Source organism: Synechococcus sp. MU1611, assembly GCF_020514255.1.
Taxonomy (GTDB): Bacteria; Cyanobacteriota; Cyanobacteriia; order PCC-6307; family Cyanobiaceae; genus Parasynechococcus.
Map to the genome: position 1 here is coordinate 79,816 of NZ_VTLC01000002.1, position 22,418 is coordinate 102,233.

At 59.6% G+C, this 22,418-nt stretch carries 23 protein-coding genes; 7 read left to right on the forward strand and 16 right to left on the reverse strand.

The genetic code is table 11. From position 1 onward, the window contains the following. Nucleotides 1-3: 3 nt before the first annotated feature. Genes FZZ92_RS04895 through FZZ92_RS04930 form a run of 8 tightly spaced genes read right to left on the reverse strand, consistent with a single transcriptional unit; the run spans nucleotide 4 to nucleotide 7,037 of the window. Nucleotides 4-954 carry an NAD(+) kinase gene (locus FZZ92_RS04895; RefSeq protein WP_226397383.1) on the reverse strand — a complete coding sequence of 317 codons (951 nt, stop codon included), beginning with the start codon at nucleotides 952-954 and terminating at the stop codon, nucleotides 4-6. A gap of 18 nt (nucleotides 955-972) precedes the next feature. Further along, complete coding sequence (gene nuoK, locus FZZ92_RS04900) at nucleotides 973-1,302, reverse strand: NADH-quinone oxidoreductase subunit NuoK (RefSeq protein WP_115024448.1); 330 nt, start codon at nucleotides 1,300-1,302, stop codon at nucleotides 973-975. Then, entirely contained in the window at nucleotides 1,302-1,901 is a 600-nt protein-coding gene (locus FZZ92_RS04905; RefSeq protein WP_115024450.1) for an NADH-quinone oxidoreductase subunit J, read from the reverse strand. Before FZZ92_RS04905 ends, nuoK begins: the two co-directional genes overlap by 1 nt. Next, the gene (gene ndhI, locus FZZ92_RS04910) at nucleotides 1,898-2,545 is read right to left on the reverse strand and encodes an NAD(P)H-quinone oxidoreductase subunit I (protein ID WP_226397384.1); all 648 of its coding nucleotides are present in this window, start codon (nucleotides 2,543-2,545) and stop codon (nucleotides 1,898-1,900) included. The genes FZZ92_RS04905 and ndhI overlap by 4 nt, the downstream gene beginning before the upstream one ends. Nucleotides 2,546-2,604: 59 nt before the next feature. Then, a complete protein-coding gene (nuoH, locus tag FZZ92_RS04915) occupies nucleotides 2,605-3,723 on the reverse strand; it encodes an NADH-quinone oxidoreductase subunit NuoH (RefSeq protein ID WP_226397560.1) in 1,119 nt (372 codons plus the stop codon). Nucleotides 3,724-3,750: 27 nt separating this feature from the next. Further along, a complete protein-coding gene (locus FZZ92_RS04920) occupies nucleotides 3,751-4,941 on the reverse strand; it encodes a citrate synthase (protein WP_115094999.1) in 1,191 nt (396 codons plus the stop codon). 16 nt (nucleotides 4,942-4,957) lie between these two features. After that, on the reverse strand, nucleotides 4,958-5,443 hold the full coding sequence (locus FZZ92_RS04925; protein ID WP_226422724.1) for a histidine phosphatase family protein: 486 nt from the start codon (nucleotides 5,441-5,443) through the stop codon (nucleotides 4,958-4,960). Continuing rightward, nucleotides 5,421-7,037, reverse strand: a complete 1,617-nt coding sequence (locus FZZ92_RS04930) for a DUF3352 domain-containing protein (RefSeq protein WP_226422725.1) — start codon at nucleotides 7,035-7,037, stop codon at nucleotides 5,421-5,423. The genes FZZ92_RS04925 and FZZ92_RS04930 overlap by 23 nt, the downstream gene beginning before the upstream one ends. 17 nt (nucleotides 7,038-7,054) lie before the next feature. On the opposite strand from FZZ92_RS04930, the gene FZZ92_RS04935 reads away from it, so the two are divergent. Next, on the forward strand, nucleotides 7,055-7,408 hold the full coding sequence (locus tag FZZ92_RS04935) for a rhodanese-like domain-containing protein (RefSeq protein WP_226397387.1): 354 nt from the start codon (nucleotides 7,055-7,057) through the stop codon (nucleotides 7,406-7,408). Next, on the forward strand, nucleotides 7,408-8,385 hold the full coding sequence (locus tag FZZ92_RS04940; protein WP_226397388.1) for a heat-inducible transcriptional repressor HrcA: 978 nt from the start codon (nucleotides 7,408-7,410) through the stop codon (nucleotides 8,383-8,385). Before FZZ92_RS04935 ends, FZZ92_RS04940 begins: the two co-directional genes overlap by 1 nt. Before the next feature lie 10 nt (nucleotides 8,386-8,395). Here the strand turns inward: FZZ92_RS04940 and trpB are convergent, their stop codons facing one another. Beyond that, the gene (gene trpB, locus FZZ92_RS04945; RefSeq protein ID WP_226397389.1) at nucleotides 8,396-9,652 is read right to left on the reverse strand and encodes a tryptophan synthase subunit beta; all 1,257 of its coding nucleotides are present in this window, start codon (nucleotides 9,650-9,652) and stop codon (nucleotides 8,396-8,398) included. A gap of 22 nt (nucleotides 9,653-9,674) precedes the next feature. After that, nucleotides 9,675-10,643, reverse strand: a complete 969-nt coding sequence (locus FZZ92_RS04950) for a class I SAM-dependent methyltransferase (protein WP_226422726.1) — start codon at nucleotides 10,641-10,643, stop codon at nucleotides 9,675-9,677. Nucleotides 10,644-10,672: 29 nt separating this feature from the next. On the opposite strand from FZZ92_RS04950, the gene FZZ92_RS04955 reads away from it, so the two are divergent. Continuing rightward, nucleotides 10,673-10,999, forward strand: a complete 327-nt coding sequence (locus FZZ92_RS04955) for a translation initiation factor (RefSeq protein ID WP_115024994.1) — start codon at nucleotides 10,673-10,675, stop codon at nucleotides 10,997-10,999. Nucleotides 11,000-11,030: 31 nt separating this feature from the next. Next, on the forward strand, nucleotides 11,031-11,675 hold the full coding sequence (gene cysC / locus FZZ92_RS04960) for an adenylyl-sulfate kinase (protein WP_115024469.1): 645 nt from the start codon (nucleotides 11,031-11,033) through the stop codon (nucleotides 11,673-11,675). On the opposite strand, the gene FZZ92_RS04965 is transcribed toward cysC, so the two are convergent. The 3 genes from FZZ92_RS04965 to purE are packed head-to-tail and all read right to left on the reverse strand — an operon-like array spanning nucleotide 11,635 to nucleotide 13,916. Continuing rightward, entirely contained in the window at nucleotides 11,635-12,714 is a 1,080-nt protein-coding gene (locus FZZ92_RS04965; RefSeq protein ID WP_226397391.1) for an AI-2E family transporter, read from the reverse strand. The two genes, cysC and FZZ92_RS04965, sit on opposite strands and share 41 nt — an antisense overlap. A 21-nt stretch (nucleotides 12,715-12,735) precedes the next feature. Beyond that, nucleotides 12,736-13,365 carry an oxidoreductase gene (locus FZZ92_RS04970; protein ID WP_226397392.1) on the reverse strand — a complete coding sequence of 210 codons (630 nt, stop codon included), beginning with the start codon at nucleotides 13,363-13,365 and terminating at the stop codon, nucleotides 12,736-12,738. Beyond that, the gene (purE, locus tag FZZ92_RS04975; RefSeq protein ID WP_226397393.1) at nucleotides 13,362-13,916 is read right to left on the reverse strand and encodes a 5-(carboxyamino)imidazole ribonucleotide mutase; all 555 of its coding nucleotides are present in this window, start codon (nucleotides 13,914-13,916) and stop codon (nucleotides 13,362-13,364) included. Before purE ends, FZZ92_RS04970 begins: the two co-directional genes overlap by 4 nt. Nucleotides 13,917-13,927: 11 nt before the next feature. Here purE and FZZ92_RS04980 point away from each other — a divergent pair, with 11 nt between their 5' ends. From FZZ92_RS04980 to bchM, 3 genes are all read left to right on the forward strand, one after another. After that, nucleotides 13,928-15,112 carry an N-acetylglucosamine-6-phosphate deacetylase gene (locus FZZ92_RS04980; RefSeq protein ID WP_226397394.1) on the forward strand — a complete coding sequence of 395 codons (1,185 nt, stop codon included), beginning with the start codon at nucleotides 13,928-13,930 and terminating at the stop codon, nucleotides 15,110-15,112. Continuing rightward, a complete protein-coding gene (locus tag FZZ92_RS04985; protein WP_226422727.1) occupies nucleotides 15,109-16,254 on the forward strand; it encodes an ABC transporter substrate-binding protein in 1,146 nt (381 codons plus the stop codon). The genes FZZ92_RS04980 and FZZ92_RS04985 overlap by 4 nt, the downstream gene beginning before the upstream one ends. Before the next feature lie 86 nt (nucleotides 16,255-16,340). Beyond that, entirely contained in the window at nucleotides 16,341-17,054 is a 714-nt protein-coding gene (bchM, locus tag FZZ92_RS04990) for a magnesium protoporphyrin IX methyltransferase (protein WP_226397396.1), read from the forward strand. Nucleotides 17,055-17,108: 54 nt separating this feature from the next. On the opposite strand, the gene FZZ92_RS04995 is transcribed toward bchM, so the two are convergent. The 3 genes from FZZ92_RS04995 to FZZ92_RS05005 form a co-directional block, all read right to left on the reverse strand. Beyond that, nucleotides 17,109-20,558 carry an autotransporter domain-containing protein gene (locus FZZ92_RS04995; protein ID WP_226422728.1) on the reverse strand — a complete coding sequence of 1,150 codons (3,450 nt, stop codon included), beginning with the start codon at nucleotides 20,556-20,558 and terminating at the stop codon, nucleotides 17,109-17,111. Nucleotides 20,559-20,792: 234 nt separating this feature from the next. After that, a complete protein-coding gene (locus FZZ92_RS05000; RefSeq protein WP_226422729.1) occupies nucleotides 20,793-21,680 on the reverse strand; it encodes an RNA pseudouridine synthase in 888 nt (295 codons plus the stop codon). After that, nucleotides 21,677-22,414, reverse strand: coding sequence for a response regulator transcription factor (locus FZZ92_RS05005; RefSeq protein WP_115024484.1), 738 nt, complete (start codon nucleotides 22,412-22,414; stop codon nucleotides 21,677-21,679). The genes FZZ92_RS05000 and FZZ92_RS05005 overlap by 4 nt, the downstream gene beginning before the upstream one ends. Nucleotides 22,415-22,418: the final 4 nt, after the last annotated feature.

Below are 22,418 nucleotides of genomic sequence, written 5' to 3' on the forward strand. Positions count from 1 at the left end.
GAATCAATTCTGGGACGGCTGCGCCGCCTGCAGGCTTCCCGCCCAGTGAAGCTTGTGCGACAGCGTTCTGTAATAGGAGGGACTTTGGTTCAGCAGCACCATCAGGGCATGGTGACGCGCCTGCTGAACGACACAGCACTCGCCTGGTTCCAGAACGGTGCAGCCCACACCGTCCTTCCAGAGCTTGATGCGGTGATCGCCGGCACCCAGGGGCCAAATCGTCAACCTTGCCCGGGGTGGCACCACCAGCGTTCGGCTGGAAAGACTCATCGGGCAGATCGGGGCGACGATGATGGCATCAATACCGGGATGCAGGATCGGCCCTCCCGCCGCCAGGGCGTAACCGGTGGATCCGGTCGGCGTGGACAGGATCAGGCCATCTCCACGCACCTGGTCGACCACTTCTCCATCGATCTCCAACTCCAGGGTGCAAGTGGGCGAAATCTCATCGCGATAGGCCCTCAGATAGAAGTCGTTGAAGGCCCAGTGGTGCTCTTCGTCATCTTCCAGATCCGGCTGTTGCAACAGGCCAGGGGACGCCGTTCGTTCTTCAGCGGAGCGGCGATCGACCATGGCCTGAAGCATCATGCGCCGTTCGATCGCGAACTGATCGTCCTGAAGTCGCTGCCAGATCTGATCGCCACGCAACACCCGGCGATCGTGGGTGAGAAAGCCCAGATGCCCTCCCACATTGATGCTCAGGATCGGGATGTCATGCACCGCAAGATGACGGGCAGCCCCAAGAACCGTGCCATCCCCCCCAAGCACCAGAGCAAGGTCGGGCAAAGCATCTTCAACAGCCAGCAAGCCAGGGAAAGGGTTCACCCTCGGCCCTGACATCGCGGTCACAACATGCGTTCCAAGGGCTTTGAGCTCCTTGGCGCATTGGCGAGCTTCCCTCTGAGCAGGCTGACTATCGGCCCGATAGATCACCCAGACCCGATCGAGACGCATGATCCAGGTGTGCGGGAATTACCAGCGCAGCAGGTTGAACTGCTCCATGTCGACGGTAACGCGATTGCGATAAAGCGACAGCAGGATCGCGAGACCGACCGCAGCTTCAGCAGCAGCCACCGTGATCACAAACACAGCAAACACCTGACCTCGGATCAGATCGCCATCCACAAAGGATGAGAAGGCCATCAGATTGATGTTCACGCCATTGAGCATCAGCTCGATGCTCATCAACACCCGAACGGCGTTGCGGCTGTTGATCAGTCCCCAGACACCGATGCAGAACAACATTGCGGCCACCAGGAGGTAAGCCTGCAGGGAAGGAAGCGTTGAAAGGAAATCGCTCATCAGTCCGCTCGGTTCATCAGCAAGGGAGTACGGGCCTTCTCGATCAGGCCCTGGTCAGCCACTTCACCGGTGACCACATCGGTAGCCAACACATCGCGGCGGGCCAAAACGATCGCTCCGATCATGGCCATTAGCAGCAGCACTGAAGCCACCTCAAACGGCAAGAGGTAGTCAGTGAACAGGTGTTCACCGATGCGGGCGGTGGCCTCCTCACCCACGGCGGCGGGGCCTGGAAGCGACCAAGGCGTGGTCACCACAACGCGGACCAGAAGAGCCAGCAGACCGGCGCAGACGCCAGCTGACACCACCCGTCGGGTGGTGAGGTTGGCGATGGCCTTCAAATCCTCCCGTTTGTTCACGAGCATGATCGCGAACAGGATCAGCACATTGATGGCGCCGACATAGACCAGGATCTGGGCAGCGGCCACGAAGCTCGCATTGAGCAGCAGATAGAGCCCTGCAACAGCTGTGAACACACCGCCAAGCAGAAAGGCGGAATAGACGATGTTGCTGAGTAGCACCACACCCAGGGCACCAACCACCACAACGGCAGACAGCACCAGGAAACAGATCAGCTCGGTGGTGGTCGCGATGGTCATACGTCGCCCTCCTTGTCCTCACTGGAGGATTGTCCCTCATCCTTGACGGCTGGCTTCTGCGGCGGCGTGAGGGTCTCCAGAACCTGGGAGGGAAGCTGGCCGGCCCGCGGGCGATCTGCAGGCACGGTGTGGGGATCCAACTCTCCTGCGGGGAGATATGCCAGCTCGCGCAATGGAATCACCGAAGGATCCGTGGTGACGCTGGTGGGGAGCCGCCCCAAGGCAACGTTGTCGTAGTTGAGGCTGTGGCGATCAAACGCAGCCAGCTCATACTCCTCAGTCATCGAGAGGCAGTTGGTGGGGCAGTACTCCACGCAATTACCGCAGAAAATACAAACGCCGAAGTCAATGGAATAATTCCGCAGCTCCTTTTTCTTCGTCGCCTTGTTCATCACCCAATCCACCACCGGCAGGTTGATCGGGCACACCCTCACGCACACCTCACAGGCGATGCACTTGTCGAATTCGTAGTGAATCCGGCCCCGATAACGCTCGGACGGAATGAGCTTCTCGTAGGGGTACTGCACCGTGACCGGACGGCGCTGCATGTGGTCAAACGTGACCGAAAAGCCTTGGGCCAGATTCCGGGCTGCATCGACTGCATCCCGGGTGTAATCACCGACCTGTTTGAGGAAGCCGAACATGGTCTGAAGGGGAGAGAACGAAGCGGAGCCGGAAGCGCAGAAATCCTAGGTAGGAAAACCTAGCCGCCGAATGCAACGGGGAAAGCGAGCTTGAGGGCTGCTGTCACCAGAAGATTCACCAGAGACAGGGGCAGCAGGAACTTCCAGCCCAGGTCCAGCAGCTGGTCAATGCGCACGCGGGGGGTGGTCCAGCGCAGCAGGATGGCCACGAACACCAGCAGATAGGCCTTGAGCACCGTCATCACGATGCCAACCGTCCCGGTGATCACCTGCACCACCGGTGCATCGATGGGCTGGTTCAACCAGCCAGCCAGCCACTCCACAGGGATTGGGAAGCCCCAGCCACCGAGATACAGAACACTGACCAGAACGGCGGAGAGCACCAAATTGATGTATCCGGCCAGATAGAAGAGGGCAAACTTCATGCCCGCGTATTCGGTCTGGTAGCCGGCGACCAACTCTTCTTCGGCTTCAGGGAGGTCGAAGGGAAGGCGCTCGCACTCAGCCAGGGCACAGATCCAGAAAATCAGGAAGCCCACCGGCTGACGCCAAATGTTCCAGCTGAGGATGCCTGCTCCGGTCTGCTGATCAACGATGTCGACCGTGCTCAGCGAGTTGGTCATCATCACCACGGCAAGCACTGCTAAAGCAAGGGGGATCTCGTAGCTGATCGACTGCGCTGCTGCCCTTAGGCCGCCAAGAAGCGAATACTTGTTATTGGAGGCATAACCGCTCATCAGCAGACCGATGGGCTGAATACTGCTGAAGGCGATCCAAAGAAAGATCCCAACGCCAACGTTGCTAATCAGCAGGTTCTGGCCAAAGGGGATGATCAGCCAGGAAATGATCACCGGCACCACCACCAGCACCGGGCCGAGGGTGAACAGCAGGCTGTCGGCCCGCGCCGGAATGATGTCTTCCTTGACCAACAGCTTGAGGCCGTCCGCCAGAGGCTGAAGCACGCCCAGGGCACCGGCATATTCCGGACCGATCCGCTGCTGAACGGCGGCGGAAATCTTGCGTTCCAACCAAACCGACACGAGAACACCCACCACTGCAGCCACCAGGACCAGCAGCATCGGCAGCGGCAGCCAGAGCAGTCTCGCCACTTCTGGAGAGAGGCCTAAGCCTTGCAGCGCCTGGCTAAAGCTCAATTCCAGGTCAAGTCCCGGACTCACCATGGTGTCGACGGAAGTGGGTGCAACTTAGGCGGCCGGAGCCGAAACTCGCTCCTCGATGGGCATCCAGGAGCGTGGCTGTGACCCGGAATAGATCTGCGAGGGCCGAAAAATCCGGTTCGCCCCCAGCTGCTCACGCCAATGGGCCAGCCATCCGGCGACCCTGGCGATCGCGAAGACAGGCGTGAACAGATCCCTGGGAATACCGAGCTTGCGGTAAACGAGCCCGGAATAGAAATCCACGTTGGGATAAATGCCTTTCGGGCCGAGCCGGGATTCCGCTTCCTGCTCAATCGCCCGGGCCACGTCGTAGAGGTCGTCATGGCCAAAGCTGTCAAACATCTCCTCAACCAGCGACTGAAGGATCACAGCGCGGGGATCTTTGACCTTGTACTCGCGGTGGCCGAAACCCATAACCTTCCGCTTGGACGCAACGGCATCGTCGAGGAAGGCACCGGCGTTCTCGGGGCTTCCCACTTGCTCCAGCATGGCGAGAACATCTTCATTGGCGCCGCCGTGGAGCGGCCCCGCCAGGGTGCCGACGGCCGAGGCCACCACGGCATAGGGATCCGTCAGGGTGCTGGCGGTGACACGGGCACTAAAGGTGCTCGCATTGAGGCTGTGCTCGGCATGAAGCATCAAACAGCGATCAAAAATGCGCGCCGCCAGGGGATCAGGCTCCCGCTCCGTGAGCATGTACAGGAAATTGGCGGAGTAGGCCAGATCATCCCGAGGCTGAATCGGATCTTGGCCTTTGCGAATCAGCTGAAACGCCGCCACCATCGTCGGGATCTTGGCAATCAGCCGCACCACCGCGTCATAGATGTATTGCGGGTCGTCAATGGCCCGGCGGGAATAAAACAGGCCGAGGGATGCTGCACTTGATTGCAGGGCATCCATCGGATGGCCGCTGGCCGGGAAGCACTTCATCATGTCCCGCACCCGGAAGCTGACACGCCGGTGCATCTGCACCGCGTGCTCAAACTGCGCCAACTGATCGCGGCTCGGCAGCTCTCCCCAGATCAGCAGGTAGGCCGTCTCCAGAAAGCTGCTGTTGGCTGCCAGATCCTGCATCGGGTAGCCGCGATAGGTGAGCAGCCCCTGGTCTCCATCGATATCGCAGATGCCCGACTGGGTCGCCGGAACACCGTCGAGGCCTGGCCGCAGTTCGATCCCGGTCCGCGCATGGCGCAGGTCTCCTGTCTGCTGCTGGGCCACCACCTGATTGCCTCTATCAGCAACCTAAATCTTCAATCAACAGTGCCGGGCGAAGCAAGGCCTGCAACTGCCACTGGCCCGCCGAACAATGCAGCTGGATCACGCCGGCTTTCTTCAACAGCAGGCCACCAGGGGGACACCCCAGAAGCATGCAGGCCAGGTCTCCAAGATCCGGCTCATGGCCCACCAGGCCGAGCCGTCCATCGACCGAGCTCAGCAGCGTTTCAAGGGCCCCTCCTGGCTTGAGGCGTTCGTCCACCACAAGGCGTGAGGCGAGCCCCGCCTCTAGGGCCAGTTCCGCCGTTTGCAGTGCCCTGCGGTAAGGACTGGACAACAGGCGATCGAGCCTCAGCCCCCGTCGCACCAAGGCTGCCATCACCAGTTGCGTGCGCTGACGCCCGGCCGCGGTGAGGGGGCGATCCGGATGATCCCGCCCCGCCTGGCGGGGTTCTGCGATGCCATGCCGCAGCAGAACCAGTTCAGCCGAGTTCGAGGCGGGCATGCAAAGGAATCTCGGTACCGCCCTGCTCCAGACGATCAGCGTCGACGGCGAACGCCAGACCCCTGACCTGGTCCTGCAAGGGCCGCCCTGCCATCACCTGCAGCAGCCCCCACGGCCGCCATTGACCCAACAGTGATCGAGCCGGGGCATCCGCCAAAAGAAGAGCCTGCACGGGCTGGGAGGCCGATACGAGCTCCTGCCACTGGTTCACGAGAGGCTGAAGGGCACGTCCGTTCTGACGCTGCGCCAGAGCCATCAACGACTCACCCCACCAGTTCAGAGAGGACGAGCTGACCTGAGCCACAGCCAGCTGGGCATCCACTCCAGGCTGGCGTCCCCGCTGGCGAACAAGACGCGTCCACACACTCAAGACCTCACCATCTCCGTCCAGCTCAGACCGGGTCAGGCCTTGCTCCTGCAGACGTGCATCCACCGCATCCCTGGCGGGACTTTGAGAGCGCGTGGCCAAGAGCCAGCCCTCGGACTGGTCTTGCCAGAGAAGAGGGCCTTCATCGGACTGAACAACAGCATCTGCAGCCGGCTGGTCCCGCAACTGCTGCGCGAGAACCGGGCCGAACCACTGGGCCAGCGGATGGCTTTCGCCCGGATCCAACAGACGTGCTGGACTTTGCAGCTGCGCCAGCCAACGGCCATGTCCACCAGCCGAGGCGGTCAGATCCGTCAGGTCAGGCCATGGGGCGGAAGCAATGGCTTGCTGGAACCCGAGCCGCCCATCCACCGCAAGGGTCGAACCCTCCGGCCGAAGCGAAGCCACAAGCCCGTTCAGATCCTCGCGTTGGGCTACCACCTCAGGAAACTGCAACCAATGCTGAAGGGCGTGTGGCGATGCCGTCAGCAGCGCCACACCCTGACCGAGATCAGCGACCTGACGCTGCAGACGTTCATCCCCCAGCTGATGCTGATCCGGAAGCTGAGAGACATCGAGGGCCTGCTCCAGCACGCCCCGGCCTGAGGCCACCAAGAGCAGGTCGTCATCAATCAAGGCCGTGGCCAGAGGTTGGGGGTCATGCCCCACCAAGGCCCCCTGGCCGCTGATCACACCGATGCCGCGGTAACTGCTGATCTGCAGATCGGTGCCCGCCAGGCTGCGGGTCTGCCAGAACCGTTGCAAGAAACGCCTGGCGCCATCGTCATCCCGACTGGTCAAGGCCAGAACCCAGCCGGCGTTGGAGGCGCCATCGGTGAGGGTGAGGCTGACTTCCTCACCAAGCCAGGGCTCCAGCTCAAGACCGAACTGCAGGCCCGCCAAGGCGAAGACCCCCTCACGCCACTGCCGTGCACCATCGCGGGCATCGCGGCGTTCCGATGCAGGGGCGACGGCCTGGGCATAGGCGGGCAGACGTCTGGGATCGGCCAGCCAGTGCAGGGATAAATCGGCATCCCTCGGCACAAAGCGAGCCGCCCGGGGCAGACGCAAAGGCTGCTCAGCCAGATGAAGGGGGCTCTGGCGATCCATGGTCCAAAGCAGACCAGCAGCCAGAAGAAGCAGCGACAGCAGCACAGCGCCGGCAGCGCTGAGGAAGGGGCGGGCCTTCATGGGCCGGCGTTCTCGGATCCCTTCATCTTTGTCCATCAACGCAGAATGGCGCCATGGGCCAATCCCAACCACAACCAATCCAAGCCTCCGAATTGCAGCAGTGGCTGCAAAGTGAGCAGCCTTCACCCCAGCTGGTGGATGTGCGTGAGGCGGCTGAGCTCGCGATCGCACCTTTCCCCGGCGCAGTTCTGCACCGACCCCTAAGCCAATCCAATGAATGGCTCACGACGCTGCAAGCTGACCTCAAACCCGATCAAGCGGTGGTGGTGGTTTGCCATGCAGGCGTTCGCAGCTACCACTTCGGCCTGTGGCTGCTGGACCAGCCCTGGGGCCTCGAGGTATGGAACCTTGAGGGAGGAATTGATGCCTGGAGCCTGCAGGTGGATCCCAGCGTTCCCCGCTACTGATGAGCAAGCCCCTGTCCCTTCGGCAAGAACAGGTGCTTCAGGCGACGGTGCACCATTACGTCGACACCATGGAACCGGTGGGAAGCCGCACCCTGGTGCAACGCTTCGGCATCCCAGCCAGCTCAGCCACCGTTCGCTCCGCCATGGGGGCTCTAGAACGTCGTGGTCTGCTGCATCAACCGCACACCTCAGCCGGACGCATTCCCAGTCCGATGGGATACCGGCACTACGTGAATGCGCTGCTGCCTGAACCAGGCGTTGCCGTTCAGCACCTGGAACGGGAGCTGACGGGCCTAAGCCTGCGCTGGGCGGGTCTCGATGACCTGCTGATGCATCTGGCGCGGCGACTAACGGATTTCACCGGCCTGATGAGCCTGATCACCCAACCGCAGCAGGAGAACCGCCAACTGGAGACGATCCGTCTGGTGCCGAGTGGTGATCGACTGCTGGTGATGCTGGTGGAAGCCAATGGCAGCGCCAGCCATCTCAACCTGCGCCTGCCGCACGGCGCCGAAGCCGAACTCACCGCAATGGAACGCTGGGCGTCGGCGCAGCTCGAAGAGGGCGAGCTGAACTGGGAGGCACTGCCCAGGCAGTTGCAACGCAGCGGCGCTGTGCTGCGCAGCGCCCTCGACCAGCCCACTCCCACCAACAACCCCACGTCTGTAGTGGTGCATGGCCTCTCAAGGCTGGTGAGCGAACCGGAATTTGAAAGCACGGCAAGCCTTCGACCGCTGCTGGAACTGATCGACGAAGAACCCTGCACCTTGATAAGTCGCGGTGCATCCGCACGGGTGTGGATCGGCGGCGAGCATCCGCAGCCTGCGTTGGAGGCGTGTGCGGTGGTTCAAGCCCCCTATCGCTGCAACGAGGGGCTCGGGCACGTGGCCCTCGTAGGTCCCATGCGCATGGCCTACGCCACGGCACGCGCTGCGGTGCAGTGCGTAGCCCGACATCTTGAGTTGCTGCTGGCTTGATACCTGAGCTCTAAAGCTGATCCCCCAGCTTCTCGGCCACGGTGTTGACGTCCTTGTCGCCTCGGCCGGAGCAATTGATCACCACTTCAGTGCCCTCGGCCAGGGTTGGGCAGAGCTGCTCCAGCCAAGCGAAGGCGTGAGCGGTTTCCAGGGCCGGAATGATTCCCTCCAGCTCACTCACCAACCGCAGGGCATCCAGGGCCTGCTGATCGGTGACGGCCGCATATTCCGCCCGGCCGATTTCACGCAGGTAGCTGTGCTCAGGGCCGACACCGGGATAGTCGAGACCAGCCGAGATGGAGTGGGCCTCCATCACCTGGCCGTCGCCGTCCTGCAGCAACAGGCTCATGGCGCCATGGAGAACGCCGGCACGGCCTTCGGTGATCGTTGCGGCGTGGCGGCCTGTCGCCACGCCATCGCCGGCGGCCTCAACGCCGATCAGGCGAACAGAGGTGTCCTGAACGAAGGGGTGGAACAGACCCATGGCATTGGAGCCACCACCCACACAGGCCATCAACACATCCGGCAGCCGTCCGAAGGCCTCCTGACACTGCTGCTTGGACTCTTCACCAATCACCGCGTGGAAATCCCGCACCAACATTGGATAGGGATGCGGGCCAGCGACGGAGCCCAGGATGTAGTGGGTGGACTCGACGTTGGTCACCCAGTCGCGGATGGCTTCACTGGTGGCGTCCTTAAGGGTGGCGGTGCCCGCCGTCACCGGTTGGACCGTGGCGCCCAGCAAGCGCATGCGAAACACATTGAGGGCCTGGCGGCGCATGTCTTCCGCACCCATGTAGATCACGCACTCGAGGCCGAAGCGGGCACAAACCGTGGCCGTAGCGACGCCGTGCTGGCCCGCACCGGTCTCAGCAATGATTCGCTTCTTGCCCATGCGCAGCGCCAGCAGGGCCTGCCCCAGAGCGTTGTTGATCTTGTGCGCACCGGTGTGGTTGAGATCTTCTCGCTTCAGCCAGATGCGGGGACCACCGTCGGAGCGGCGGTAATGAGCAGTAAGACGCTCAGCTTCGTAGAGCGGTGTCGCCCGACCGACGTAGTTCTTCAGCAGGCGGTTGAGCTCAGCAGTGAAGGCCGGATCATTCCAGGCCTGGGCGGCCGCCTGCTCCAACTCCGCCAAAGCCGGCATCAGGGTTTCAGGCACGTACTGCCCCCCGAATCGGCCAAAGCGACCATGGGCGCCGGGACGAACCGCCGGCTGCAAGCTGGAGGGATCCGGAGTGCTGGCGTTGGGCAAAGTGCTGGTCACGGATCGACGTTGGAGCGTCGGCTCAGCGTAAGCAGGCGATCACACGGTGCCGTGGGTCGCAGGCACGGATGCTGGGATTCCGGAACCCGGCCTCCTGCAGCGCTGCGGGCAGATCCAGGGCGAAGTACTGCTCAATGAAGGGCTCTGTGCTCTTGAGCAACGTGGCCACCGGCGCCGGCAAGCGCTGCAGCACGGACGAGCCAGGGTCCTGATCCACCATCAGCAGAACACCACCAGGCCGCAGCAACCGGGCCGCTTCGGCCAGGACAGCACGGGTCGCCCCCTGGGGAAGCTCATGGCAGACGAACTGCAGGCTGACCAGATCGACTGAACCCGAGGCCAGCCCGGTGGCTTCGGCGGCGGCATGTCGCCAGTCATGCACAAGGCCCTGGGGGTCACGCACGCGGGCCACCGACAGCATCTCTGGCGACAAATCCAGGCCGATCAGCGTCGGAGTGTGCACAGAGCTGGCTGCGGCACGGGCGTTCAGCCAGCGGGCCAGGGCCTGGGTGCTCACCCCGACGGAACAGCCCAGATCCACGACACGGTCGATCGTTGCGGGGAGCAACGGTTCTGCCACAGCATGGATGGCATCGCGGAGTCGTGCCTGAGCCTCGGCAGGCTTCAGCGGCTCCTCCGGCCAAACCCGCAAGGCCATGGCATCGGTGGCCTGCTCTGCTTCAGCGGCAGCCTGCCAGCAGAGGTTGCCCTGCTCATAGGCATGGAATCGAGATAGGTAATAGGCCGGCGGGGTGAGACCTGCCGTAGTGCTGGCAGCCAGCAACGGTGCTGCCGCCTGCTGCAGCTCCTTGCGTCGGGCCCGCCAAGGAATGCCGTTGCGCTCAGCCGTACGAATGATCAGCTGCCGCGCCTGGAAGAACAGGGGACGACGCAGCAGACCGATACCGATCAAGGCCTCGATCAAACGGCCGAGGCCGCGGCTGGAGTCGGCCCAGCGCGGCGTTGTTGTGGGCGCAGCATGGGTGGTCATCGACAATGCAATTCGATTGCGACGGGTGGATGCCGAAGGGCGGCTGGCAGGAATTCAGCAGCGCTGACAGTCTGCAGCGACCGAGCGGGGCGACGACGGAGCCCACAGCAAAGTCTCAGCAAATGGTGCGGGTGCAGCCCACTCGCGGCGGCAAGGGGGGCAAAACTGTGACGGTAATTCGAGGCTTGGAGCTTGATGCTGCGGGCTTCAAGGCTCTGCTGAAGAAACTCAAAACACGCATCGGCAGTGGCGGCACCGCCAAGGATGGGGTGATCGAACTTCAAGGAGATCAGGTCGACCTGACTCTCGAGCTGCTCAGCAAAGAGGGATACCGGCCGAAACGAGCTGGTGGATAAGTGAGAATGGCCGCCACTTCATGCCGTGGCCATGACTGCCAGCCCCACCTACGGAGAACTCACCAACAAGGGTGCGTCCACCAACATCGCTTGGCATGAAGCCTCCGTAGGCCGAGACGAGCGCTCGAAGCAGCGCGGCCATCGCAGCGCCATCCTCTGGTTCACCGGACTCTCCGGTTCCGGCAAAAGCACCCTGGCCAACGCCGTCAATGCGGCTCTGTTCGAGCGGGGGCTCGCCACCTATGTGCTGGACGGGGACAACATCCGCCATGGGCTCTGCAAAGACCTGGGTTTCTCCGATGCCGACCGGGAGGAGAACATCCGCCGCATCGGTGAAGTGGCCAAGTTGTTCCTGGATGCGGGGGTGATCGTGCTGACCGCCTTCGTCTCCCCCTTCCGCGCTGACCGCGACAAGGCCCGTGGCCTGGTGGAGGACGGCGACTTTCTCGAGGTGTTCTGCGCTGCCGATCTCGATGTCTGCGAATCCCGCGATCCCAAAGGCCTTTACGCCAAGGCACGGGCTGGGCAGATCAAAGAATTCACCGGCATCTCCAGCCCCTATGAAGCCCCAGAAACGCCCGAGCTGAAGATCGACACCGGCAAGCAGGATCTGGCCGACTCCGTGGAGCTGGTGATCAAGGCACTCCAGGAGCGGGGGGTGATTCCGGCGGCCTGACATCGCCAGCCCTGGCGGCATCGGCCAGGGTCTTGATGCAACTGGCCACCGGAACCGCCAATAGCAGTCCCAGGAGATCCCCCACGCCGTAAAGGGCGCCCACCCGGGCGCCGATCGGCAAAGCAATCAGCAACCAGGCCGGTTGCAGCCCAACGATGCTGCCCATCAGCCGCGGTTGGATGACCTGATCCACGATCTGACCAACGACGATCGCCGCGGCGAGCAGCTCGAATCCTGTGCGGGGATCCTGTACTGCCAAAACTGCACTCACCGAGACAATTGACACAGCGCTGGCGTAAGGCACCAGGGTGGTGAATCCGATCAGCACAGCGAACAACACTCCGTAGGGGATTTTCAGGGCGGTGAAGACCAGAAGCTGGCCGCCACTGAGGATCAACGCCAGCACAACCTGCCCGGCGAAGTAGCCCCGAAAGGTGCGCTCGAGGGTCGTCTGCACCAGCTCCCGCCAGCGATCCGGCAGCCAACGGGCCAGGCCTTCGACGATCGGATCCGCCCCAAGCAGCAGAAAAACCGCCAGCACCAGCACGATCACCACATTGATCGTGGTGCCCACCGTTGCCCCCAGAAGTCCCAACAAGCGCTGGCTCAGCTGCGTGGCCAGGCGACTGAACTGGGACACCAGATCGCTGCTGAGATCAGCGAAATCGGCGGGCAAACCATGGTCCACCGCCCAAAGCTGACCCCGGTCGATCCACTGCTCTGCGGCCGTCAGCAGGGACGGTGAGGCACTGATCAATTGGCTGAGCTGTTCAATCAGCAGCGGCACCAAGGCCACGGCCGCCCAAACCAAAAGCCCCACGGTCACCAGAACAACGCTCACGATGGCCCAGGCGCGGGGCAGGCCCCGTTGCGTAAGCCAGCGGCAGGGCAGATCCAACAGAAAGGCAATCAAGGCCGCGGTCAGAAACAGCCCAGGGAACGGCGCGAACTGAACCAGCAAGCGCTTCAGCACAAAGGCGTTCAAGCCCAGCACGGGGAGGAGAAGACCGAGACGCAACCAGGCGGGCCAGGGCGTCATCGAGAGGATGACGCATTTCGATCAGTGCTGATCAAGAGAAGAAAGCTTGGAAGCGGAACTGACGTAATGGCACCAAAAACTGAGCCAGGCGGCAATCCCAAGAAACTTGAATCCCTCTTCAAAAATCTGCACCGTCTCGTAGGAATTCGGCCAAAGCCCTTGAAGAGCATCGGTCAGAACCGACAGGCCCAACAGCACAACGGAAACCAAAAAAGTGTCGCCACCGAAGCGCCGAAGGGGGCCACGGAAGCGGAACAACAGCAGACCGGTGAAGAAGGCGTAGGTGATGTAGAGGAACGCCTCACCGAGGTAGCGGTCGTGCACCAGGAACATGTCGTCGAGGCAAAGCCATAGCGAGAAACCACCCCCACAGAAGGCAAATTGCCGGTTCAGAACGGAACCTTGGATCTGCCGGGTGGACGCCGCAAACAAGGCAATGGCAGCCGCCGCCATCCAGAGCAAATAGCCCACGCTTGAGAGAAAGCCCTCCCCCAGAGGCGCTTTGCAGGACTGGGCCAAATCCTTCAACACCATTTTGGCGCTGATGCCCTCTGAAGCACTCCAGCCCAGCGCAATCGCATAGACGATGGCCGCCGGCACCACCGCCCAAAGCAGCGTGGAACGAAGCGTGGAACGAACGGGAACACTCATGAATCCATCTGGGAGAGGTAATCCGTGCTGCCCAGATCAACCAGGCGCGCATCCTTGGCCACCACAGCATCGTGGAGGCTGCTGCGGTAAGCCTCAAGTTTCCTGGCCAAGCCAGCATCCGCCACCGCCAGAATCTGAGCCGCCAGCAAGCCGGCATTGAGGCCCCCACCGATGGCAACGGTGGCAACAGGGATCCCACCCGGCATCTGCACAATCGAATGGAGGGAGTCGACCCCCGAAAGCGCCCGGCTTTTCACCGGCACGCCAATCACGGGCAGCGTGGTGAGGGCAGCCACCATGCCAGGGAGATGGGCAGCCCCGCCGGCACCGGCGACGATCACACCGAAGCCCTGATCCCGGGCGGCCTGGGCGAAGCTCACCATCTCCAACGGCGTGCGATGGGCCGAGAGCACCCGAACCTCCACCTCCACCTCCAGCTCGCGCAGGATGGCGGCGGCGGGATCCATGGTGGGCAAGTCAGAGTCACTTCCCATCACAACGGCAACTCGGGGGAGCACTGGCGGCACAACGCAGAGGGGCAAGACTGCCATCGTCTCCCCCCATGGCTGCCGAGGCCAGTGTTGCGTTGATGCATCGGATCACCAACGTTCGTTTGCCTGGTCCCCTACCTGGCGACGGAGACCAGCGCTATGCCGTCTGTTTGGACTCCCAGGGGCTGATTTGCCGCATCGAAGCGATGGGCACTGAGGACCAACAGACTGATGAGAATTGGAACGGCGACTGGCTCAGCCCCCGAGGCGTCGATCTGCAGCTCAACGGCGGATTGGGGCTGGCCTTCCCGGAACTGACACCAGCAGATGTGCCCCGTCTTGAGGAGCTCCTGGAGCTGTTATGGCGCGATGGTGTCGAAGCGATCGCGCCAACCCTGGTGACCTGCGGCATCGCGCCGCTGCGCCAGGCCCTGGCCGTGCTGCGGGAGGCGCGGGAACATCACCGTCCCGGCCGTTGCCGGCTGCTTGGTGCCCATCTGGAGGGCCCCTTTCTGGCGGAGGCCCGCCGCGGTGCCCATCCCCGTGAGCACCTGGCACGCCCCAGCCTGAAAGCCCTGGCTGAACGGATCGGTGGGTTCGAGACGGAGATTGCCCTCGTGACCATGGCCCCCGAACTGGAGGGAGCCGCTGCGGTGATCCAACGGCTGCGGGAGCTGGGCATCAATGTGGCCCTCGGCCATAGCGCCGCCACTGCCGAGCAGGCCAGTGCCGGTTTCGATCAGGGGGTGGGCATGCTCACCCACGCCTTCAACGCCATGCCGGGCTTGCACCACCGGGCGCCAGGCCCGCTGGGAGAGGCCTGCCGGCGCGGTGGGATCGCCGTGGGGCTGATCGCCGATGGCGTGCACGTGCACCCGACGATGGCCCTGCTGCTGCAAAGGCTGGCACCGGAGCAGACGGTGCTAGTGAGCGATGCCCTCGCCCCCTATGGCCTTGCCGACGGGGAACACCGCTGGGACGAGCGGGTGCTGGTGGTGGAGAACGGCACCTGCCGCCTCGAGGACGGAACCCTGGCAGGGGTGACCCTGCCCCAACTGGAGGGGGTTAAACGTCTCGCCCGCTGGAGTGACGCCCCCAGTGCTGCGATCTGGAGCGCCACGGTGGCGCCACGCATCGCCATTCAAACCAGCCGGTCGTGCGTCGATGCGCTACTTGGCCGATCTATCCAAGACCTCCTTCGCTGGAGTATCGACCAAAAAACATTATCGTGGCGAAATGCACAACTAAGCCCATGAATTACAAAGCTTTGGGCCTGAAGATTGGGCTAGTCATCATGACAGTGAGCGCAACAATCACAGGCGCAACAGCTATCGGAAACGAGATGCCATCCTGGGAAGGAAGCATCGTTAAAGTTGGAACAGTTGATGACTATCTCCCCTGCTCGGATCAAATCAATCAACACTTCGAAGGCCTCTCCATCGATATCTGGAGAAGAATTAGCGAAAGACTCAATATCAGTTACACAATGCAACCAATATCAAGCTTTGACCAGGCGGTCGCACTCGCAGCGAATGGGGAATTCGACCTGATCGCTTCCTGCCACGAAATCACACCCGAACGACTGCAATCCATCGAATACGCAATCCCCTACACCACCGGGGGAATCGTGATCGCAAGCCAACAAAGCAAAAAGCCAGTCATCAGCCTTGTAGGCAAAATCATTCAGAACAAAATTGTTGTTCGATGTAGCTTCCTACTTATCGTAATAACAGGCCTAACGGCATGGTCATCTAGTTACTTCAACAACTCAAGACCCGCGTCAAAGCTAAAAGCCAGGCGACTTGCGAAAGCGTGGACATTTTTGATACTCAATGATGGCATTGACACAATTGTCGGAAACAAGATCCGTGATCACATTACAGTTTTAATCACAAGCCTTGTGCATACACTGCTAATGGGAGCCATTATCGGAACGACAGCAACAATTATCTTCGAAGAAAATATCACAAAAAGAACAAACGAACTAGCCAACAAGGAACTCTACCAACTTCTCCAACAAGGCCTGGCAGTGCAAAAAGAAACATCTAATGCTCACTGGCTAGAAAAACAGATGAACAATACAGGAATCACGCGCAACATGGGCGCAACTCCGATATATGCATCAGACATGCAACACCTAATGGAACTAATTCAAGGAAAAAGTGATCCAAAGCCAAAGCACATGGTAACGAATATAACCACATACAAAACAATACTCAAGCAATCGGAACTAGAAGATGAATTCGAACTCTCCTACCAAATGCCAAGCAAAACACCGCAGGCTTTCGTCTTCGGAAGCAACATCAATCAAGAACTCAAAAAAGCGATCAATGTTGAAATAGCAAAATTGAATAGAAGCGGACTGACAGAGCAAATTGAGAAAGATTGGCGCGACTAAGGCCACCAAGGGCGGCAAGCACTCAGGAACACAGATACATGATCAGCAATATCCAGTGGTAACATGATCAAAATCGTTTAAACACAGTGGCAGCGGAACAGAAGCTTGAAATAAAAGAGAATGAAAAAAAGGTCGTCAAAGGTTATTTCGAAACCACGGGATTTGATCGCTGGAATCGCATCTATAGCGACAGTGATGACGTGAACAAGGTGCAGCGCAACATCCGTATCGGTCACCAGAAAACCGTCGATGAAGTGCTGGCTTGGATCAAGGAGAGCGGAGAACTGAACCAGGCGAGCTTCTGCGACGCCGGCTGCGGCGTCGGCAGCCTCAGCCTGCCGCTGGCGGCCATGGGGGCTGGGTCGATCAATGCAAGCGACATCTCCGAGGCCATGGCCAAGGAAGCTGAGCGCCGGGCGCGCGAGGCCGGCCTCGACATGGCCAAGCTCAACTTCTTCGCCAGCGACCTGGAAAGCCTGAGTGGCTCCTTCCACACGGTGTGCTGCCTGGATGTGTTCATCCATTACCCCCAAGAACCGGCCGAGGAGATGGTGAAACACCTCTGCAGCCTCACGGAAGAGCGGCTGATCGTGAGCTTTGCGCCCTACACGCCGCTGCTGGCTCTGCTGAAGGGCATCGGTCAGCTGTTCCCTGGCCCCAGCAAAACCACCCGGGCCTACACCTTGAAGGAAGACGGCATCGTCAAAGCGGCAGAAGCCTGCGGCTTCAAGCTGGTGCGCCGCAGCCTGAACAAAGCCCCCTTCTACTTCTCGCGGTTGATCGAGTTCCGCAAGGCGTGACATCGAGGCGTCGTCCACCCCTTCACGGGGTGGACGCGCTCAACGTTTTTGAGTTCAGAACTGGAAGGTCACACCCCCGCTCGCGCGCCATGTGGTGCCACGGTCGCTGGCCCAAAACTCCATGCCACCTCTTCCGTACAGCTTCACCGAGATGCCGTTGAAGTTCTGCACCGTGTAGTCCAGACCCGCCTCAAGCAAGGCGCCGTTCTCGGTGCCCAGCTGTGAATCGAAATTCACCGTTTTCTTGGTGAAGTTGTAGCCAATCTCCTGGCCCTCGTTCGCCTGGTTCCAATCCGCCAGCCAGGCAGCACGCAGACTCGGCACCAACAGCGACCGCTCGCCGGTACGGATCGGCACCGACAGCTTCATCCCCAATTCCGTCTCCGCAAAGTTCGTCGTGCGGCTCTTGTACTTCAGCCGCAGGTTCTTCTCCGTTCCATGGCTTTCGGAGAAGCCTTGTTCTTGGTTCCGCGTCCACACCACTTGGCCTTGCGGTTCCAGCACCACGCCACCGGTCTTGAACGGTGCACCAATCCGCAGTGCTCCCAGATAACTGGTGACGCTCTTGTCGCCCTTGGCGGTGTTGCCGCCCAAATAGCTATTGATGCGCAGGATGTGGCGCGACTGCTCGCCGCTGAATTCACTCGCCCCCAATAGACCCTGCAAATAGAAATGGCGGGTGGAGTATTGGGCAGTGATGCCGCCGCCCCATCCCTCAGGGTTCCAGCTGCCACCACCGGTATCACCGCTGAGCTGGTTCACATTCAGATCGCCGTAATTCGCATAAGCACCGATCTGGAAGCTCTCGCTCAGCGCCACATCCACACCAAAGCTGGTGCCATAGGCGCTCAGGTCGTAGTCGTTGTACAAAATCGACGACTCATCGGCCCTGCTGTTGCCGCCGAATCCCTTCACCCAAGCGCTTACGCCATCACGCTTGGCCAGATCCAGCTCGTCGTCCTGCTGATCGACAAGGCTCACCCCATCAAGCTCAATTACCACTTCTTCTGTCTCAACCTCAACAGCAACCTCGCCATTCACCTCCACATCGGCGACCTCAACCTCTGCCACCGCTCCTTCCACATAGGCAGTTGCTTCTCCATCACCAAGCTCCTCAGCCTTCAGCCACAGCGGTTGCACGGGGTCCGCCTGCTCAATCACGGCCTCTTCTTCCACAACGCTCTCCTCAACAACTTCTTCTGAAATCAGCAGTTCCTCGAACTGACGCAGCGGCTGGCGATCAAACACCGCATCCACCAGCAGGTTGTTGTGCAACGCCAAACCACGGCCCGCCGCATCCACATTCCGTGGGGCTAAGCCACTGCCCACCAACTTTGCCAATTGCCCGTAATCAAAGCCCAATAGCAGATCAATCTCCTCATCTTCTACACCGTCGAGCACGGCGTCAATAATCTCCACCGCAACCTCTTCCTCCTCTTCCCAAGCTTCATCCTCATCACCATCAATATCACTAATCACGTCGCACAAGTCGTCATCTTCTTCACAACCGGGAAGTGGATCAGGCTTATCGTTTTTGCATTCATCGCCCTCACAGACCGGCTCATCCGGGTCAGGCTTATTAGGCTCTTCTTTACACTCTTCAAGGGCAGGGTATAAGTCGCAGATCGGCGGATCCGGGTCAGGCTTATTAGGCTCTTCCTTACACTCATCAGAGTCAGGATGCAAGTCGCAAATAATCTCATCCGGGTCCTTTGCTTCAACAACAAGCTCTAAAGAGCCTTCGGCTAAATAACCCTTGTAAAGAGCTGGGCCATCTTTGGCGTTCTCTTCACCGATTCCATCGAAGGAAAAAATCTGATCTTCACTAACAACAATATATGTATTTTCGGCAAGATCATTAATATTTTCGACGTTTCCATCAATAATTTGATACCGTGCTTTGCCATCATCATCCAACTCAACATCGTGATATTCCTCAGGAATTGCAACAACAAGGGTCCCGCTATCATAGTCAAATGACTCACTCACACGTAAAGGAGGGTTCGTTCTTCCATCCAAAGAGGTGATGATCCCTCCTGGATTTGAATTCTCCAAAGAGTAAGCATCTAGCGTAATTGTCTTAGACACCAACGGCTGATCAGGAGAAACAAACACTTTTCCACCTTCTTTAATACTAAGCCGATCAATCTTGAATTCACCCTTACCCGTGGGCTCTGATCGCAGATCGAGCTGGCCAGTACCAGTCACGAATGTCGGAGATTCCCGAGGAATCGCAGACAGATTAGCGAGCAACAAAATACCATCGTCAACGGTTGTCTCGCCCTGGTAGGTGTTAACACCAGAGAAGGTGAGTGTGCCATCGCCAACTTTCATAAAGCCACCACCACCGGAGATCTCTCCAGACACAGTGGTAGCCGTATCCAAACCACCAGCAGTCAGCATCTGATCTTCAGCAATAACAATATTTCCAGCACCTTCAATCGAACCAACCTCATCGCTATTAGCAACTTCATACGTCGCATCATCGGAAATAGAAACCGCTGTGGAGTTGCTCAGCGTTCCAGTAACTCGCAAAGTACCCTCAAGGATATTGGTATTACCTGTATAGGTATTTTCGGCAGCAAGAGTGGTTATACCTTTTCCCGTAAAAGCAAGATCACCCACACCCGAGAATGAAGCCACAAAAACATCCTTGAAGGCACCATTAAAGGCTGTATTAATACCGTCATTATCAATTGTTCCGCCTTCGGAACCAACCCAGAAAGGAACATCTAGTTCAGTATTAGATACTTCTCCAGGAACATCTTCAACCGTGACAAGAGTACCGCCCTCAAAGACTGGAGCGTAGCGATCTTGTGCAACCACATTCTCCCCAGAATCATAAACACAAGGATTAGTGGCACTTTTTATTAAGCCATTGGGACCATTTCCGGTTGTTGGCCTTTCGCCTGCAGAAATCGCATTAACTGCACAGCCACCAAAGGCCTGAATTCGATTATCATTACCCCCTTCAGTGTAATATTGAATTGAATTCCATTCATACATTAATCCCTCACCCCTGGTCGAATCATTATCTGGCCTCTGCGTGCCTAATAGTGGAGGAGAGCCTTTCCAATTTCCAAAAATAAATCCACCGCCATTATCATAACCATTTAGATTTAAATCACCATTAGCATCTAGCAGGCCTTTGGTCTCTGCATAACTTCGATATCCATCCGAAAGGCGCTCTGCCAGCTTCTCATCATCTCCCCAAGGAAAGAATTTTCCTATTTTTTCGTCAGTCCACCATTGCCCTAAAGAGATTCCAGGGACTTCCTCTATTTTTGGATTTGACTTTGGATCAGACCACGTGTAGTAATTAATTGCATAGTAACCGTCATCACCCTCGACAACTGTTTGCATCTCTGAGGGCAAAGTATAAATTTTTACTACGCCGCTACTGGCTATCTCTGACCCGACCGGCGAAGGAGCCGCCTGTGCATGCGCAGCAGAAACAGATAGAGCAATGCCCAGAGAGAGACCTGAAAGCAATTTTCTGGACACCGGACACAAAAAAGATCTTTCTTGGTTTTAGCAGCGCTACCAAAGCATGCTATGCAGAAAATATTGACTTTTGACTTACAGTTAGAAAGGACCATGAAAGATACTGAACGAGCGCCTCTTTCTTGTTCATCTTTCTCAAACTACAATATTTTTACGCTAGTCATCACAGGCCTGCCTGCAACCAACACCCGATCCAAAAAAAATTGCATCTAGCAAGACTAAAAATAAGCATCTCTAGTCATCGCATTGGAATCGATGGCCATGGCCCTCCAGCCGGCAAGCATGCAACCGATAACCCCCATCACCGGGGGTTGCTGTTGCTGAAATCTCACGATTGAGCAAGTACAACGGATCGCCCAGCAATGGGCTGCCCAGCTGCGCCAGGTGGATTCGGATCTGATGCGGCCTGCCTGTGGTGATCGTCACCTGCAAGCGATCGCCCTGAGCCGTGCGCTCCAACAGCTCCAGCTCGGAGTGGGCTGAGAGCCGTTTGCGGATCGGCTTCTCCTCCAACGGTTCCGGCCCCCAGATCCAACCGAGCAGCGGATGCGGCCGTTCCACCACATCACTGCTCACCGTCAAAGACTGCCCCAACTCCAACCCCGGCACCCGCTGGCTCCAGGCCTGATACACCTTTCGGCAACCACCATCAGGCCGGAACTGCTTCGACCAAAGGGCACGGGTTTGCGGCGAACGGGCACACACCTGCAATCCAGAGGTGAAGCGCCCCAAGCGGTGCACCGGCCACGCCCCTGTGGGTTCGAGCAAGGCGGTGAGGGTGTGGCGCAAAAAGCCACCACCGGGCATCACCGGCAAGCCCGAGGGCTTATTGATCACCAACAGGTCGCCGTCATCGTGGATCGTCTCCCACTGATCGGGGATCGCCTCCTCCAGCCATGGCGGACGCCGCCAGCAGAGAACCTCTCCACCCTGCAGCGCTCGATCCTCTGAGAGAAGCGCTCCGTTCAAATCCAGCTCACCGGCGGCGATTCTGTACTGCCACACTGCCCTATCGGAGTGGCGGTAGCGATCCGCCAACCATTCGCTCACCAAGGTGCCGGAATCGATCCGCGGCACCTTGTCGCGGTAGGTCCAGCCGTCGTTAAGCGCGGCCGCCTTCAAGTCACCAGACGGTGCTCCAGCGCATAACGCACCAGTTCCGTGCGGCTGGAGGTACCCGTCTTGTTGAACAGACGGCTCACGTACTTCTCGACATTGCGGATCGAGGTCTCCAGCTGACGGGCGATTTCCTTGTTCATCAAGCCTTCTGCCACCAGCTGCAGCACACTCGCCTCCCGCGGCGTGAAGCTGTGCACCACCGGCTCGGTGGAGGGCAGCGCTTCCGCCTGGGCCAGCAGCGAGCGGATCTCGGTGATCTGCTTGGCCATCTGGCCCATATCGGTGTCGGCAAAGCGAGCCGCTTCCTGCAGCAGCCGTTGCTGACGCTGGGCGACGTTGCGCACCCGCGCCACCAGCTCATCAGGATCGAAAGGCTTGGGGATGTAGTCATCCACTCCGGCGAGATAGCCCTGGGTGCGGTCTGCCGTCATGCCCTTGGCGGTGAGGAAGATCACCGGGGTGCCGCCGAGCCGTTCATCCGCCCGCAGCTTCTGCAGCAAGCCATAGCCATCGAGCCGCGGCATCATCACGTCGCTGATCACCACATCCGGCAGCATCTGCTGGGCCTTGGCGAATCCTTCTTCCCCATCCACCGCGGTGGTCACATCGAAACCTTCGTCTTCCAGGTAGGCCTGCACCGCTGTGCGCAGACCCGGCTCGTCATCCACCAGCAACAGCCTTGGCGTGGGCGCCGCGGCCTCTACGGATTCATCGGTGGGGGTGGGCGCGTCGCTCATGGCC

Coding starts and splice junctions, on each gene's coding strand:
- FZZ92_RS04940 (WP_226397388.1), top strand. CDS start 7,408: ATGAGCAAGCCCCTGTCCCTTCGGCAAGAACAGGTGCTTCAGGCGACG.
- FZZ92_RS05005 (WP_115024484.1), bottom strand. CDS start 22,414: ATGAGCGACGCGCCCACCCCCACCGATGAATCCGTAGAGGCCGCGGCG.
- purE (WP_226397393.1), bottom strand. CDS start 13,916: ATGGCAGTCTTGCCCCTCTGCGTTGTGCCGCCAGTGCTCCCCCGAGTT.
- FZZ92_RS04980 (WP_226397394.1), top strand. CDS start 13,928: ATGGCTGCCGAGGCCAGTGTTGCGTTGATGCATCGGATCACCAACGTT.
- FZZ92_RS04950 (WP_226422726.1), bottom strand. CDS start 10,643: ATGACCACCCATGCTGCGCCCACAACAACGCCGCGCTGGGCCGACTCC.
- FZZ92_RS04965 (WP_226397391.1), bottom strand. CDS start 12,714: ATGACGCCCTGGCCCGCCTGGTTGCGTCTCGGTCTTCTCCTCCCCGTG.
- FZZ92_RS04935 (WP_226397387.1), top strand. CDS start 7,055: ATGGGCCAATCCCAACCACAACCAATCCAAGCCTCCGAATTGCAGCAG.
- FZZ92_RS04985 (WP_226422727.1), top strand. CDS start 15,109: ATGAATTACAAAGCTTTGGGCCTGAAGATTGGGCTAGTCATCATGACA.
- nuoK (WP_115024448.1), bottom strand. CDS start 1,302: ATGAGCGATTTCCTTTCAACGCTTCCTTCCCTGCAGGCTTACCTCCTG.
- FZZ92_RS04895 (WP_226397383.1), bottom strand. CDS start 954: ATGCGTCTCGATCGGGTCTGGGTGATCTATCGGGCCGATAGTCAGCCT.
- FZZ92_RS04970 (WP_226397392.1), bottom strand. CDS start 13,365: ATGAGTGTTCCCGTTCGTTCCACGCTTCGTTCCACGCTGCTTTGGGCG.
- FZZ92_RS04905 (WP_115024450.1), bottom strand. CDS start 1,901: ATGACCATCGCGACCACCACCGAGCTGATCTGTTTCCTGGTGCTGTCT.
- cysC (WP_115024469.1), top strand. CDS start 11,031: ATGACTGCCAGCCCCACCTACGGAGAACTCACCAACAAGGGTGCGTCC.
- FZZ92_RS04955 (WP_115024994.1), top strand. CDS start 10,673: ATGCCGAAGGGCGGCTGGCAGGAATTCAGCAGCGCTGACAGTCTGCAG.
- FZZ92_RS04925 (WP_226422724.1), bottom strand. CDS start 5,443: ATGCCCGCCTCGAACTCGGCTGAACTGGTTCTGCTGCGGCATGGCATC.
- ndhI (WP_226397384.1), bottom strand. CDS start 2,545: ATGTTCGGCTTCCTCAAACAGGTCGGTGATTACACCCGGGATGCAGTC.
- FZZ92_RS04930 (WP_226422725.1), bottom strand. CDS start 7,037: ATGGACAAAGATGAAGGGATCCGAGAACGCCGGCCCATGAAGGCCCGC.